The organism is Jeotgalicoccus saudimassiliensis, assembly GCF_000756715.1.
Taxonomy (GTDB): domain Bacteria; phylum Bacillota; class Bacilli; order Staphylococcales; family Salinicoccaceae; genus Jeotgalicoccus; species Jeotgalicoccus saudimassiliensis.
Window position 1 is genome coordinate 405,129 of record NZ_CCSE01000001.1, and the last position, 14,290, is coordinate 419,418.

A 14,290-nucleotide genomic window follows, 5' to 3' on the forward strand; every position below is an offset into this window, starting at 1 on the left:
TATTAAATAATCAAATATCCGAGTTCTAAATTTTGAAAATTTCTGTTATGATACCTGTTATAACTAAATAACAATTGAAAATGGAGTGATTCATGTGAAAGCTTTAATCAAATTGAGTACATTTATCGGTAATACGTTCGCTGTCTGGGTCATTTTATTTGCAGCATTGGCTTTTGCTCTGCCTGGAGGTTTTACGTGGATTGCACCATACATAAATCTGCTGCTTGGGATTATTATGTTCGGCATGGGCCTGACTTTAAAATTCCGTGATTTTAAACAAGTGGTCAAAGCACCGAAAGAAGTGATTACACTCGTAATTGCGCAGTATACAATAATGCCGCTTATTGCACTCGGCCTGGTACTTCTATTCCAGCTGCCGGCGGAAATTGCCATCGGTGTCATCCTTGTCGGATGTGCACCCGGCGGAACATCAAGTAATGTAATGACGTTCCTGGCAAAAGGGAACATGGCGCTGTCGGTTACGGCAACATCTGTATCGACTTTACTAGCACCTGTTATAACTCCGGCGCTGACGCTGCTTCTTGCAAGCGCATGGCTGCCGGTTTCGTTCTCGGCAATGTTTATATCGATTATTCAGATTGTACTTGTGCCGATTGCCCTCGGTGTAGCAGTACAGTATCTGCTCGGTTCCAAAGTGGAGCAGGCTGTCGGCGTGCTGCCGTTGATTTCAGTAATCGGTATTATCGGTGTAATTACAGCTGTAGTATCAAATAACGTTGAAAATATACTGACGTCAGGACTGCTTATCTTTGCAGTAGTCGTACTCCATAATTTACTGGGCTACTTAACAGGGTATCTGCTGGGGAGAGTGTTCCGATTTGATCTGAGAGATACTAAAACTTTATCTATTGAAATTGGTATGCAGAATTCAGGGCTCGCAACAACACTTGCTGCGACGCACTTTTCACCGATAGCTGCAGTACCGGGTGCACTGTTTAGCGTATGGCACAACATTTCCGGCTCACTTGCAGCGAACTGGCTCAGTAAGCTTGGAAAAGGTCAGGAGCTGACAGAAGAAGATAAAGCAACAATTGAACAGCATAAAGAAGTAAAAAAATCAGAAATTTAAAAGATTAAAAAGGCGGGGGAAATTATGACAGAGAAGAAAGATATAAGAATTCGTTCACATGTATATGATGATACTGGCTTAAAAGCACCAAACAGAGCAATGCTCAGGGCTGTCGGCTTTAACGATGAAAGTTTTAAAAAGCCGCAGATCGGCGTAGTCAGCAACTGGGCGGAAACGACACCATGTAATGTTCATTTAAATGATCTGGCACAATTTGCTAAAGAGGGTGTATCGGAAGCCGGCGGTGTGCCGGTGCAATTCAATACTATTACTGTAGCAGACGGTATTGCCATGGGAACACCGGGTATGAGGTTTTCACTGCCGTCAAGAGACATCATTGCAGACTCAATTGAAACAATGGTCCAGGGACAGAACTTTGACTCATTTGTAGCTATTGGCGGTTGTGATAAAAACATGCCGGGCTGTGCAATTGCCATTGCGAATACTAACATTCCGGCCGTATTCGTATACGGGGGAACGATTGCACCGGGCCGTCACAACGGCCAGGATATCGATCTTGTATCAGTGTTCGAAGGCGTAGGCAAATGGAACAACGGCGACATCGATGATGCAGAATTAAAACGGGTGGAATGTGCAGGATGTCCGGGTCCGGGTGCCTGCGGCGGTATGTACACAGCAAATACGATGGCTGCAGCCATCGAAGCGATGGGCTTAAGTCTTCCGGGATCAGCATCAAATCCTGCGGTTACGAAAGAAAAAGAACAGGATGTCTACGAGGCGGGTAAAGCTGTACTGAATCTTCTTGAAAAAGAAATTTATCCGAAAGATATTTTAACGAGAGAAGCTTTTGAGAATGCGATCACCGTCGTTCTTGCACTTGGCGGTTCGACAAATGCAATTCTTCATCTACTTGCAATTGCACATGCAGCGGAAGTCGAGCTGACTATTGACGACTTTAATGACTTCCAGGAAAAAGTACCGCATCTTGCAGATTTGAAGCCGTCCGGTAAATACGTCTTCCAGGATCTGTTTAATGTCGGCGGAGTACAGGGTGTTATGAAGTATCTGTATGAAAAAGGATATATTCATGGAGACTGTCTGACAGTTACCGGCAGAACGGTTGCTGAAAACCTTGCAGATGTTGAACATTTAAAAGAAGGACAGGATGTCATTCTTCCACTTGAAAATCCAAAACGTGCCGACGGTCCGTTAATTGTCCTTAAAGGAAACCTGGCACCTGAAGGTGCGGTGGCAAAAGTGTCGGGAGTTAAAGTGCGCCGTCATGTCGGCGAGGCTAAAGTATTCGATACGGAACAGGCTGCAATCGAAGCGGTTATGGCTAATGAGGTTGTTAAAGGTGACGTGGTTATTGTACGTTATGTAGGACCTAAAGGTGGACCGGGGATGCCGGAAATGCTTTCATTATCCAGTTTAATTGTCGGCAAGGGTCTCGGTGAGGATGTCGCACTCTTAACGGATGGCCGATTCAGCGGCGGAACCCACGGACTTGTAGTCGGGCATATTGCACCGGAAGCGCAGGACGGGGGGAATGTTGCCCTGATTCAGACAGGAGATATCGTTACCATTGATCAGGATACTAAAGAACTGTCGTTCAATGTTTCTGATGAAGTGATTGAAAAACGCCGTAAAGATTTAGTATTGCCTCCGCTCCACAGTAAAGGCGTACTTGGTAAATATGCACATATCGTATCTTCATCATCGAAAGGTGCAATTACAGATTTCTTCAATCGTGATGATTTGCCAGGAAGAAACTAATCAATTAAATAAAATTACTCCTAAACCCGTACATAAAACATTCCAATGAAAATTATGTACGGGTTTTTATATTTTTATAAAGAAACCTGGAAAGGTGTAAAAAGTAATAAAAACATTGATTTTATGAGAAGACGGACATATCAGCATTGGAAACGATTACATTATCAGAAATGTTAGATTATTTAAAATAATTGGCTTTTTGCTGTTGCTTTTGTTTTATATCCGGGGTATTATACATTCATTAAGAAATTTAAATAATCAAACAATTTAAATAGTTCAGAACTTAAAGCGTTGAAGGGAACTTCGATATTGCAGAGCATTTTCAGAGACCGGGTGGATGGTGTGAATCCGGAATGCAGCAGTTGAGAATCTCATCCCTGAGTGCCCGGCTGAAAAGAAGTAGGCAGGGACGGGTTAAAACTCGTTATTAATTTTAACTGGTTATGCCAGTTGCAGAGGTATGCACAGAAATGTGTGTACAAATTTGGGTGGTACCGTGAAAGCTCCTTTCTCCCCATTGATCATGATTACAATGATCGATAGGGAGAATGGAGTTTTTTATTTTAAGTTTATGCTATAAGGAGGAAATAATATGAAGGTTGAAGTTGAACACTCACAGGAAGTTATTGCGAATATAAAAACAGGTGCTGACTTATTAGTAGAAGCATTAGCGGAACAAGAAGTAGATACTGTCTTCGGATATCCGGGCGGTGCTGTCCTTCCGATTTACGATGCGCTCTACCGTCATGAGAGTTCATTCAAACACATTCTTTGTAGACATGAACAGGGCTTAATCCACGCAGCAGAAGGATATGCAAGAGTGAGCAGTAAACCGGGCGTTGTTATCGCAACGAGCGGTCCCGGTGCAACAAACTTAATTACGGGCATAACCGACGCGATGATGGATTCACTGCCTATAGTGGCATTTACCGGTCAGGTATCTACCAAAGTAATCGGTACAGATGCTTTTCAGGAAGCAGATATCATCGGTTTGACAACACCGATTACAAAGCACAACTATCAGGTAACTGACGTAAAAGATTTAAAAAGAATAGTTAAAGAAGCATTTCATATCGCATCTACCGGCCGTCCCGGTCCGGTCGTTGTGGATATTCCGAAAAACATTTCGGAGGCAGTGGTGGAAGAGGCGGCAGATGATGCAATTCATCTTCCCGGTTACCAGCCGACAACAAAGCCGAACCCGCTGCAGATCAGCCGCCTTCTTGAAGCGCTGCAGAAAGCAGAGCGTCCGGTAGTGTTAACAGGTGCCGGGGTTCAGTTTGCAAAAGCTTCAGAAGAACTTCGTCAGTTCGTTAAACAGTATGATCTGCCGGTAGTATCGACGCTGCTTGGTCTTGGTACTTTTAACGCAGACGATAAAAATTTCCTCGGTATGGCGGGAATGCACGGTACGTACGCTGCCAACATGGCGATTCATGAATCAGATCTGCTGATTAATATCGGTGCCCGGTTTGATGACAGACTGACAGGAAGAATTGCAGATTTTGCACCGCATGCCAGAGTTGCACATATAGATATCGACCCGGCAGAAATTGGTAAGAACGTGGAAACGCAAATACCGGTCGTTGCGGATGCGAAAGAAGCACTTGAAATGTTAAACAGCGGCAAATGCGAGATGAAAGTTATTGACAGCTGGAGACACAAAACACAGGCTGATAAACAACAGAATCCACTCTGGTACGATCGCAGCGAAGATTTAATCTCACCGCAGTGGTTTATCGAACAGGTATATGATGCAACTGCCGGTGAAGCGATTGTAACGACAGATGTCGGTCAGCATCAGATGTGGAGTGCACAGTTCTATCACTTTAACCAGCCGAATCATTTCGTCACATCCGGCGGTCTCGGCACGATGGGCTTCGGTCTTCCGGCAGCCATCGGTGCACAGCTTGCATTCCCGGAAAAAACAGTGGTGGCTGTAGTCGGAGACGGTGGATTCCAGATGACAATGCAGGAACTTGCCACGCTGAAGCAGTACAATCTGCCGGTGAAAGTAGTCATCGTCAACAACGAAGCACTCGGTATGGTGAGACAGTGGCAGGAGAAGTTTTACGATGAACGTTATTCAGAGTCCCTGATGCAGACGAATCCGGATTTTGTGAAACTGGGTGAAAGCTTCGGCGTTAAATCATACAGATTTACTGAGGAAGATAAAGTGTCGGAAGAACTGAGAGAAGCAATGACATCTGATGAACCGGTACTGATTGATGCCAGAGTTGTGAAACTTGACCTTGTATATCCGATGGTCCCGGCAGGTAAGGGGAATCATGAAATGATAGGAGTGAGACAATGCAGCGAGTAATTACACTGACAGTACAAAACTCAAGCGGTGTTTTAAACAGAGTTACCGGTATGCTCGCCAAACGCGGTTTTAACATCGAAAGTATTACAGTCGGTGCATCGGAGGCACCCGGAATATCCAAAATGACCATTGTCGTTGAAATTTCCAACGACAAGAGCTCCGAGCAGCTGACCAAACAGCTGCACAAACAAATCGATGTACTTAAAGTCGATGATATTACGGATTCTAAAATTGTCTCCCGTGAGCTCGCCCTTATTAAAGTTGGGGCAAACAGCACATCGAGAGGCGAAATTCAAAGTATTATCGAGCCGTTCAGAGCACGGGTGCTCGATGTTTCAAGAAACTCACTCATTATAGAAGTTACCGGTAAACCGGATAAGGTGGATGCGTTAATCGAGCTGCTGACACCATACGGTTTGAAGGATTTATCCCGTACCGGTGTAACAGCATTCAGACGCGGACAGCAAAAAGGTATTCAGGATTTAAAAACACTAAGTGTTTAAATTAAATAAATAATATATGTATAAAAGGGAGAAATTAAATTATGGCTAAAGTTTATTATGACAAAGATATCAACACAGCAGGCTTACAAGGTAAAACAGTAGCGATCGTAGGATACGGTTCGCAGGGACACGCACATGCGCAGAACTTAAGAGACTCAGGCCATAATGTAATCGTCGGTCTCCGCGAAGGTAAATCTTTCGATAAAGCGAAAGAAGACGGCTTTGATGTAAGAACTGTCGGAGAAGCAGTTAAAGATGCAGATGTAACGATGGTATTACTGCCGGATGAAGGTCAGCCGAAAGTATACGAAGCGGAAATTAAGGCTAACTTAAAAGAAAACAGTGCACTGGCTTTCGCACACGGTTTCAACGTTCACTTTAATCAGATTGTGCCGCCGGAAAACGTAGATGTATTTTTAGTTGCTCCGAAAGGACCCGGGCACTTAGTACGCCGTACGTATCAGGAAGAAGCAGGTGTACCTGCATTATTCGGTGTATTCCAGGATGTTACAGGCAGTGCAGCGGATGTTGCAAAAGCATATGCTCAGGGAATCGGAGCTGCACGTGCAGGCGTTCTCGAAACGTCATTCCAGGAAGAAACAGAAACGGATCTGTTCGGGGAACAGGCAGTACTGTGCGGCGGACTGACTTCATTAGTTAAAGCAGGATTTGAAACGTTAACTGAAGCAGGCTACCAGCCGGAAGTTGCATATTTCGAATGTCTGCACGAGTTAAAACTTATCGTGGATTTAATGTACGAAGGCGGAATGGAAAACATGCGCTACTCAATTTCCGATACGGCACAGTGGGGTGACTTCGTCAGCGGACCGCGCGTAATTAATGAAGAAACTAAAGCGCGCATGGGTGAAGTACTGACAGAAATCCAGAACGGCCAGTTCGCTAAAGGATGGATTCTAGAAAACCAGGCTGGACGTCCCCAGTACAATGCGATCAACAACAGCGAATATAACCATCCGATTACGGCAGTCGGTCAGGAATTAAGAGATTTAATGCCATTTGTTCAAAACCCGATCAGATAAAATAATAAAACTGAAGAGAGGAAGGTCAATATGACTGATATAACTGATATTAAAATTTTTGATACTACGCTGAGAGATGGTGAGCAGTCACCCGGAGTAAACTTAAATAAGCAGGAAAAACTGGAGATTGCAAAGCAGCTCGAGCGACTCGGCGTTGACGTTATAGAAGCAGGCTTTCCTGCATCTTCAGAAGGTGACTTCCAGGCAGTGAAGCTCATTGCGGATACGATTAAAAAATCATCTGTTACAGCACTTGCCAGAACTAAAAAGCACGATATTGACCGTGCATACGAAGCGCTGAAAAACACGCCGAGTCCAAGAATTCACATCTTTTTGGCAACGAGTCCGATTCACCGCGAGTTCAAGCTGAAGATGGATAAACAGCAGGTGATCGACACGTCTGTAGAAATGGTGAAGTATTCAAAGACACTTTTTAATGAAGTGGAATGGTCAGCTGAGGATGCGTCCCGTACGGAGCTTCCATTTTTAGCAGAGATTATTGAAGCGGTGATCGAAGCAGGTGCATCCATTATTAACCTGCCTGATACAGTCGGCTATACAACACCTGAGGAATACGGAGAGATGTTCAGGTATGTAAGTGAAAACGTACCGAATATCAATCAGGCAATATTGTCGACGCATTGCCATAACGATCTTGGGATGGCAGTTGCAAACTCCATCGCAGGTATAGAAAATGGAGCGACACAGATAGAATGTTCCATTAACGGTATCGGTGAACGTGCAGGAAACGCAGCGCTGGAAGAAATTGCAGTCGCACTTCATATACGCGGAGATGCTTATCCGTATACGACAAACTTAAACCTTCAGGAAATTAAACGTTCAAGTGATGTTGTGGCTAAACTGACAGGCATGACGGTGCAGCCGAACAAAGCGATTATCGGCCGCAATGCCTATGCTCATGAATCGGGTATTCACCAGGACGGCATGTTGAAAAATGCGGAAACTTATGAAATTATATCCCCGGCTCTGGTCGGTGTTTCGGCGGACTCGGCAAATACGCTGTTCCTGGGTAAACATTCCGGACGACATGCGTTTAAAGACAAAGTAAAATCATTTAACGTTGAACTTTCCGATGAAGAGCTGTCAGCAGCATTTAAGAATTTTAAAGCACTGACGGATCATAAAAAAGAAGTCACAGATGATGATATTTATTCAATCATTATGGAGATTAAAACAGATGCATCGAATATTGAACGTTATGTCCTCGACAACTTCTATGTTAATTACGAACAGGACGGACAGACGAAAGCACATATCGATGTCGTCACACCGGCTGGAGAGCCAGTATCGCACGAAGTAACAGGTTCAGGCAGCGTGGAGGCGTTATATAAAGCAATCCAGGAGATACTGTCGGAATCGACAAATCTGCTCGACTACCAGTTAAGTTCTGTCGGCGGCGGTAAAGACGCCCTCGCGGAATCGCGTGTTCAAATTAATATTAACGGTCAGAAATTTTCCGGCCGGGGTACTGCACAGGATGTTCTTGCAGCATCGGCGAATGCATATTTTAATGCAGTCAACCGTTATCTGATGAGTGAACATGCGACAGAACCTGCAATCAGCGTAAATGCATAAAGGGGAGAAACGGCAATGAAAAAACATATAATTACACTTCCCGGCGATGGTATCGGCCCGGAAATTATGAACTCGGCTCACGAACTGCTGAAGGCTGTGGGAGAAAAATATAATCACGAATTTACAGTTGAGTCAAAAGACATAGGCGGGATCGCTATAGATAAACATAACGATCCGCTGCCGGCTGAAACCATTGAAGCATGTGAATCTGCTGATGCAATTCTGCTCGGCGCAGTCGGCGGCCCAAAATGGGCCGACAGCAAAATCCGTCCGGAACAGGGACTGTTAAAAATCCGCAAGCAGTTCAATCTCTTTGCAAACCTGCGTCCCGTAACAATTTTTGATTCACTGGAAGCATCTTCACCGCTGAAACAGCATGTAGTTCGCGGCAGTGATTTAATGATTGTCAGGGAGCTGACAGGGGGACTGTACTTCGGTCAGCCGAGTGAGCGCCGTGACGGTGGTCAAAGCGTCGTAGATACTCTGACTTACACTTACGGGGAAATCGAACGCATCGTTCGAACTGCTTTTGATACTGCGATGTCGAGACGTAAACATTTAACATCGGTGGATAAGGCAAATGTACTCGAATCCAGCAGAATGTGGCGGGAGATCGTCAATAAAGTAAGCAGTGAATATCCCGAAGTGACAGTCGAACACGAACTGGTTGATGCAGCTGCAATGAAGTTGATAACGAATCCCTCTTATTTCGATGTCATCGTCACAGAAAACCTGTTCGGAGATATATTAAGTGATGAAGCATCTGTAATCACCGGCTCTCTCGGTGTTCTGCCGTCAGCGAGTTTAAGTGATAAAGGACTCGGGCTGTTTGAACCGATTCACGGTTCAGCACCTGATATTGCAGGAGAAAATAAAGCGAATCCAATCGGTATGATGTTGTCCGTCGGCATGATGCTGAAATATTCATTCGGGCTGCATGAAGAATCAGCAGCGATTGAAAAAGCTGTGAACCAGGTCCTGGCAGACGGCTTTAAAACGGGAGATTTACAAATTGACAGAGCAGTAACGTTATCTACGACGGAAATGACTGAAAAAATTATCAGCGTTCTGTAAAAAAGTTAAAGGAGAAGATTAACATGGCTCAGAAAAAAACAATTATCGAAAAAATCTGGGAACGGCATGTCGTTCATCAAGAAGAAGGCAAACCGGATCTGCTCTATATCGATCAGCATCTAATCCATGAAGTGACTTCACCTCAGGCTTTTGAAGGATTGCGCTTAAATAACAGAAAAGTCCGCCGTCCGGATTTAACGTTTGCAACGATGGATCATAATGTACCGACAAAAAACAGAGAAGACACACAGGATGCCATCGCCCAAAAGCAGATGGATGCTTTAAAGAAAAACTGTGAGGAATTCGGTATTAAGCTGGCGGATATGTACCACCCGGATCAGGGAATCGTTCACGTCATCGGGCCGCAGCTCGGTCTGACGCAGCCGGGTAAAACGATTGTCTGCGGTGACTCGCATACATCGACACACGGTGCGTTCGGTGCACTCGCATTCGGCATCGGGACGAGTGAAGTGGAACACGTATTTGCAACGCAGACATTGACTCAGTCGAAGCCTAAAACGATGAATGTAAAAGTTAATGGAGCATTAAGTGTCGGTGTAACAGCGAAGGATTTAATTCTCGCTATTATTGCGAAATTCGGTGTTGATTTCGGTACCGGTCATGTTGTGGAATATACCGGACAGGCGATCAGGGACTTAACGATGGAAGGCCGTATGACGGTATGTAACATGTCGATTGAAGGCGGTGCACGTGCCGGTTTAATCTCCCCGGATGAAACGACAGTGGACTTCCTTCGCGGGCGCCGTTATGTTCCGAGAGATGAAGCAGAATACAATGCACTTGCAGAAGAATGGCTGGATCTTCGTACTGACGAAGGTGCTGAATATGATACAACACTTGAAATTGATGCTTCTGAAATTGAACCGCAGGTATCATGGGGGACAAACCCGAGTATGGTCGTTCCAATCAGTTCGACCACTCCTGTTGTCAGCGGCTCAAAAGATGAAGATTCAACGAAGCGTGCTCTGGAGTATATGGGACTTGAAGAGGGAATGGCAATTACAGATATAGAAATTGACCATGTCTTTATCGGTTCCTGCACGAACTCCCGTGTACTGGACTTACAGCGTGCAGCGGATATTATTCAGGGCAGTAAAGTTAAAGAAGGTGTGAAAGCAATCGTTGTACCGGGATCATTTCTCGTTAAACAGGAAGCGGAAGCACTTGGCATAGACAAAGTATTTATCGATGCAGGATTTGAATGGCGGAATGCCGGGTGCAGTGCATGTCTTGGTATGAACGAAGACACTGTACCGCCGGGCGGACGCTGTGCATCCACATCAAACCGCAACTTTGAAGGACGCCAGGGTAATGGTGCAAGAACTCACCTTGTCAGCCCTGAAATGGCCGCTGCTGCAGCGATTAACGGTCGCTTCGTAGACGTCAGAAAATATCAGAGCAGAGTCACTGCATAGGAGGGTAATTATGGAGGCAATTTCAAAGCACGAGGGTAAAGTCTATCCGCTGAACCGTTCCAATGTGGACACGGACCAGATTATCCCGAAGCAGTTTTTAAAACGTATCGAACGTACCGGGTTTGGACAGTTCGTATTTCACAACTGGCGTTTTAATGACGACGGTTCGAAGCGGGAAGACTTCGATATGGATGATCCGAAATTCGACGGTGCTTCGGTACTTGTTGCCGGTGATAACTTCGGCTGCGGCTCATCGAGGGAGCACGCGCCGTGGGCACTGCTTGATTACGGGTACAAAGTAATTATTGCACCGGGATTTGCGGATATTTTCTATTCAAACGCATTTAAGAACGGCATCATCCTAATTAAGATGCCGGAAGAGCAGGTGGCAGAGTGGCAGGAGCAGTCAAAGGACGGAGATTTTACTCTGTCAGTTGATCTTGAGACACAGAAAGTTACAGACAGCAGCGGAAAAACACTGGACTTTGAAATTCCGGCCTATCATAAAGAAAAATTAATTAACGGCTGGGATGATATTGCATTAACTTTATTAAATGAAGAAAAAATAACAGCTTTTGAGGAGCGTGGTCTTTTGGGAATTCGTTAAATAATGATTTAGTCAGAGATGCTATGGAATATCTGCGCGGAAACGTACACAAGACACCGGTGGTAACATCGCAGACTACAAATGAAAAAACCGGCAAGAAAGTTTATATGAAGTTGGAAAATCATCAGAAAACGGGCGCATTTAAATACCGGGGTGCTTCTTACAAATTGTCGAGACTGACTCCGGCACAGCTTGAAGCGGGTGTGGTGACTGCATCTGCCGGGAATCATGCCCAGGGCGTTGCGCTTGCAGCGAAGAAATTGAATGCTGTTGCAACAATCTTTATGCCGGAGGGAACACCTTCAGCCAAAGTTGAAGCAACAAGAGGATACGGTGCTGTTGTTAAGCTTGTCGGACAGAGTTTCCAGGAAGCATACACTGCATCCCTGGAACATAAAAAACTGACAGGTGCAACATACGTTCATCCTTTTGATGACTATGACATCATGGCAGGACAAGGTTCAATCGGTGTTGAAATGCTGGAAGAAATTCCACAGCTGGATACGATTATCGTACCGATTGGCGGCGGCGGATTAATAAGCGGTATCGCGGTTGCAGCGAAGATGATTAAACCATCTATTAAAATAATCGGTGTGCAGGCAGCAAATGCACCTTCGATGTTTAAATCATATTATACTAAAGACGACCATGTGCTCTTGGACAGCTGCAGTACGATAGCAGAAGGAATCGCGGTTAAACAGCCCGGTGAATTGACACAGCAGGTTGTCCGTCAGTACGTAGATGAAATCTACTGCGTGTCGGAAAGTGAAATTGCGTACGCAATGATCTATCTGCTTGAGCGTACGAAATCATTGGTAGAGGGTGCAGGTGCATCAGCACTCGCAGCACTCCTGGCATATAACGACAAAATAGACTCTGAACATACAGGAGTTATTGTCAGCGGAGGAAATCTGGACCTCGGTAAAATGGGGGAAATTCAGGCACTTTCGCTGAAATCAAATCATAAAACAATAACGAAAGAACAAATTACTGCACTGTAGATTTATAGCAGCCGTCACCTTTCTCCGGAAAGTGTCCGACGGCTGTTTTTGTGTTTAAGTTTTCATGACCGTCAAAAATAATTCAGCTGATGAAAAACGCAAAACCTTTACGGTTCTGCGTCAGCAATACTATATTAATTCTGGTGGTAGAACTGAAGAAGGTTTTCCATAACCTGCTCAAGATCTTTTACAAAAACATCGTCAGAACTTAATTCTTCGTCGCCCGGTTTATATACTTTCCCGACTAAAAATTCACCTTTCTTAACGTCGCGCAGTCTGATGAGCCCTTTTTCAAGTTCATCTTCAGTCATTTCGTTAAGCGCTGTTTTAGCAGGCTTCATATGATCCAGTGAAATTTGATAGTCCTGCGGCAGGTTCTCGAATTTGTCCATATTTTTAAGCCAGTTTTCAGCGAGGCGCTGCTTGTCTTTTGATTCGTAGATGATGCCGTACATGCAAAATGCATGACTGTTATATACGCCAATCTGGAAATGCGGCATCATCTTATAACCGCGCGGGTTAGTACTGAATGCAACCCATGTATCATCGGGCGGATTCGTTGTACGGCGTGCGTGTTTTGCGACATGTGCATATGTTTCGTCACCGGTCATTTCAGTTATATAGTCACTGAAGTGTTCACCGAGCTGTTCAAGCTTTGGACGCGTATTTTCAATAAGGGCTGCCATTCTGTTTTCTAGACCGTCGATATTAAAGACATCAAAGTCTGTTTGTGTAAATGTATACTTCATTGAGGTTGAGCTCCTTTCAAAAGGTCTCTCTTATGATAAAATAAACTTGAGTAGCAATCAAATGATTGAGGTGTATTCATGGATATATATAACTTTGGCAAAGAATTAATCGTTGAAGCAGGTAGATTTATCGAAACACGCATGACTCAGAATTTTCAGATCGACAGCAAATCAAATCCAAATGATCTGGTTACGGATGTCGATAAAGAAACAGAGCAGTTTTTATACGCCAGAATACTGGAACGTTTTCCGGAACACCGCATTATCGGTGAAGAGGGACATGGTGAAAATATAAGTGATACTGATGGTGTCATCTGGATTGTCGATCCGATTGACGGTACTTTAAATTTTGTACATCAGGGAGAGAATTTTGCAATTTCCATCGGCGTGTTTATCGACGGTGAACCGTACTGCGGGTTAATCTATGATTGTATGAAGCGGGATCTCTATCATGCCAAATATAAAAGTGGTGCCTTTCTAAATGAAAGTGCACTGCATCAGGCTGAGAACGTTCCGTTAAATCAGTCTCTCGTTGCTGTTAATCCTAAGAGAATTCTCAGAGAAGCGACCCGGGATCCATTTTTTGAAATTATGGCGAAGTCTCGCAGCGTCCGTTCATACGGCTCGGCAGCCTTGGAATTTGCAATGCTTGCAAAAGGCCAGATTTCGGCATTGATGTTTTTCAAACTGCACCCGTGGGATTATACCGGCGGTTCGATAATTACAGGTGAACTCGGATACAAAACAACGGATATATACGGTAAAGACCTGCCGCTCTTAAGCTCGACAAGTGTCATCAGCGGAAATCCGGAAATTCACTCTGAAATTATCGGGCATTTTACAGAAGATAAATCTCTGCATGAGTTCCATGATGCATTTCACGATTTATAATAATACTGCTGGGCGTGTTTTGAAGGCTTTGTAAATAATTTTCCGATGTATTTCAGCAGTGCATAATTACTGAGCGGCACGTTAATATGTTTTTTAATATCCTTTTTACTGTATGGCTGTGTAATGTTTAAGAGATTCAGCATATCAAAGTAATTGGTAAATATACTCTCCAGGTTATGGATGGTATGACAGGCTTCGCATATTACCAGCTTACTGCTCAGAAGTGAGAGTTTAAACTCCATG

Annotated in this window: 13 protein-coding genes and 1 other annotated feature; of the genes, 11 read left to right on the plus strand and 2 right to left on the minus strand. The window is 44.4% G+C overall.

The genetic code is table 11. From position 1 onward, the window contains the following. Window positions 1-94 precede the first annotated feature (94 nt). The 10 genes from RZ44_RS01990 (at window position 95) to RZ44_RS02035 (ending at window position 12,407) form a co-directional block, all read left to right on the plus strand. Window positions 95-1,090, plus strand: coding sequence for a bile acid:sodium symporter family protein (locus RZ44_RS01990; RefSeq protein WP_035807910.1), 996 nt, complete (start codon window positions 95-97; stop codon window positions 1,088-1,090). A gap of 24 nt (window positions 1,091-1,114) precedes the next feature. Next, entirely contained in the window at window positions 1,115-2,827 is a 1,713-nt protein-coding gene (gene ilvD / locus RZ44_RS01995; protein WP_035807911.1) for a dihydroxy-acid dehydratase, read from the plus strand. A 282-nt stretch (window positions 2,828-3,109) separates the two neighbouring features. Next, window positions 3,110-3,347: a binding site (T-box leader), on the plus strand. Window positions 3,348-3,419: 72 nt separating this feature from the next. Beyond that, a complete protein-coding gene (ilvB, locus tag RZ44_RS02000; protein ID WP_035807914.1) occupies window positions 3,420-5,150 on the plus strand; it encodes a biosynthetic-type acetolactate synthase large subunit in 1,731 nt (576 codons plus the stop codon). Next, complete coding sequence (gene ilvN / locus RZ44_RS02005; protein WP_035807916.1) at window positions 5,138-5,653, plus strand: acetolactate synthase small subunit; 516 nt, start codon at window positions 5,138-5,140, stop codon at window positions 5,651-5,653. Before ilvB ends, ilvN begins: the two co-directional genes overlap by 13 nt. 41 nt (window positions 5,654-5,694) lie before the next feature. After that, window positions 5,695-6,693: a ketol-acid reductoisomerase gene (gene ilvC / locus RZ44_RS02010; protein WP_035807917.1), complete on the plus strand. Its 999-nt coding sequence runs from the start codon at window positions 5,695-5,697 to the stop codon at window positions 6,691-6,693. 39 nt (window positions 6,694-6,732) lie between these two features. Next, complete coding sequence (locus RZ44_RS02015; protein ID WP_035811487.1) at window positions 6,733-8,289, plus strand: 2-isopropylmalate synthase; 1,557 nt, start codon at window positions 6,733-6,735, stop codon at window positions 8,287-8,289. A 15-nt stretch (window positions 8,290-8,304) separates the two neighbouring features. Further along, window positions 8,305-9,363, plus strand: coding sequence for a 3-isopropylmalate dehydrogenase (leuB, locus tag RZ44_RS02020; protein WP_035807918.1), 1,059 nt, complete (start codon window positions 8,305-8,307; stop codon window positions 9,361-9,363). A 23-nt stretch (window positions 9,364-9,386) separates the two neighbouring features. After that, window positions 9,387-10,799, plus strand: coding sequence for a 3-isopropylmalate dehydratase large subunit (gene leuC / locus RZ44_RS02025; protein WP_035807919.1), 1,413 nt, complete (start codon window positions 9,387-9,389; stop codon window positions 10,797-10,799). Between the two features lie 10 nt (window positions 10,800-10,809). Continuing rightward, entirely contained in the window at window positions 10,810-11,406 is a 597-nt protein-coding gene (gene leuD / locus RZ44_RS02030; protein WP_035807920.1) for a 3-isopropylmalate dehydratase small subunit, read from the plus strand. Between the two features lie 23 nt (window positions 11,407-11,429). Next, window positions 11,430-12,407, plus strand: a complete 978-nt coding sequence (locus RZ44_RS02035) for a threonine ammonia-lyase (RefSeq protein ID WP_035807921.1) — start codon at window positions 11,430-11,432, stop codon at window positions 12,405-12,407. Between the two features lie 134 nt (window positions 12,408-12,541). Here the strand turns inward: RZ44_RS02035 and RZ44_RS02040 are convergent, their stop codons facing one another. After that, the gene (locus RZ44_RS02040; protein WP_035807923.1) at window positions 12,542-13,156 is read right to left on the minus strand and encodes a YktB family protein; all 615 of its coding nucleotides are present in this window, start codon (window positions 13,154-13,156) and stop codon (window positions 12,542-12,544) included. A gap of 78 nt (window positions 13,157-13,234) precedes the next feature. Here RZ44_RS02040 and RZ44_RS02045 point away from each other — a divergent pair, with 78 nt between their 5' ends. Next, window positions 13,235-14,047: an inositol monophosphatase family protein gene (locus RZ44_RS02045; protein ID WP_035807926.1), complete on the plus strand. Its 813-nt coding sequence runs from the start codon at window positions 13,235-13,237 to the stop codon at window positions 14,045-14,047. Here RZ44_RS02045 and RZ44_RS11230 read toward each other — a convergent pair. Continuing rightward, window positions 14,035-14,289 carry a hypothetical protein gene (locus tag RZ44_RS11230; protein ID WP_141638965.1) on the minus strand — a complete coding sequence of 85 codons (255 nt, stop codon included), beginning with the start codon at window positions 14,287-14,289 and terminating at the stop codon, window positions 14,035-14,037. The two genes, RZ44_RS02045 and RZ44_RS11230, sit on opposite strands and share 13 nt — an antisense overlap. Between the last annotated feature and the right edge of the window lies 1 nt (window position 14,290).

Coding starts and splice junctions, on each gene's coding strand:
- ilvN (WP_035807916.1), top strand. CDS start 5,138: ATGCAGCGAGTAATTACACTGACAGTACAAAACTCAAGCGGTGTTTTA.
- RZ44_RS02040 (WP_035807923.1), bottom strand. CDS start 13,156: ATGAAGTATACATTTACACAAACAGACTTTGATGTCTTTAATATCGAC.
- RZ44_RS02045 (WP_035807926.1), top strand. CDS start 13,235: ATGGATATATATAACTTTGGCAAAGAATTAATCGTTGAAGCAGGTAGA.
- RZ44_RS02035 (WP_035807921.1), top strand. CDS start 11,430: ATGGAATATCTGCGCGGAAACGTACACAAGACACCGGTGGTAACATCG.
- ilvC (WP_035807917.1), top strand. CDS start 5,695: ATGGCTAAAGTTTATTATGACAAAGATATCAACACAGCAGGCTTACAA.
- leuC (WP_035807919.1), top strand. CDS start 9,387: ATGGCTCAGAAAAAAACAATTATCGAAAAAATCTGGGAACGGCATGTC.
- ilvD (WP_035807911.1), top strand. CDS start 1,115: ATGACAGAGAAGAAAGATATAAGAATTCGTTCACATGTATATGATGAT.
- leuD (WP_035807920.1), top strand. CDS start 10,810: ATGGAGGCAATTTCAAAGCACGAGGGTAAAGTCTATCCGCTGAACCGT.
- ilvB (WP_035807914.1), top strand. CDS start 3,420: ATGAAGGTTGAAGTTGAACACTCACAGGAAGTTATTGCGAATATAAAA.
- RZ44_RS11230 (WP_141638965.1), bottom strand. CDS start 14,289: ATGGAGTTTAAACTCTCACTTCTGAGCAGTAAGCTGGTAATATGCGAA.
- leuB (WP_035807918.1), top strand. CDS start 8,305: ATGAAAAAACATATAATTACACTTCCCGGCGATGGTATCGGCCCGGAA.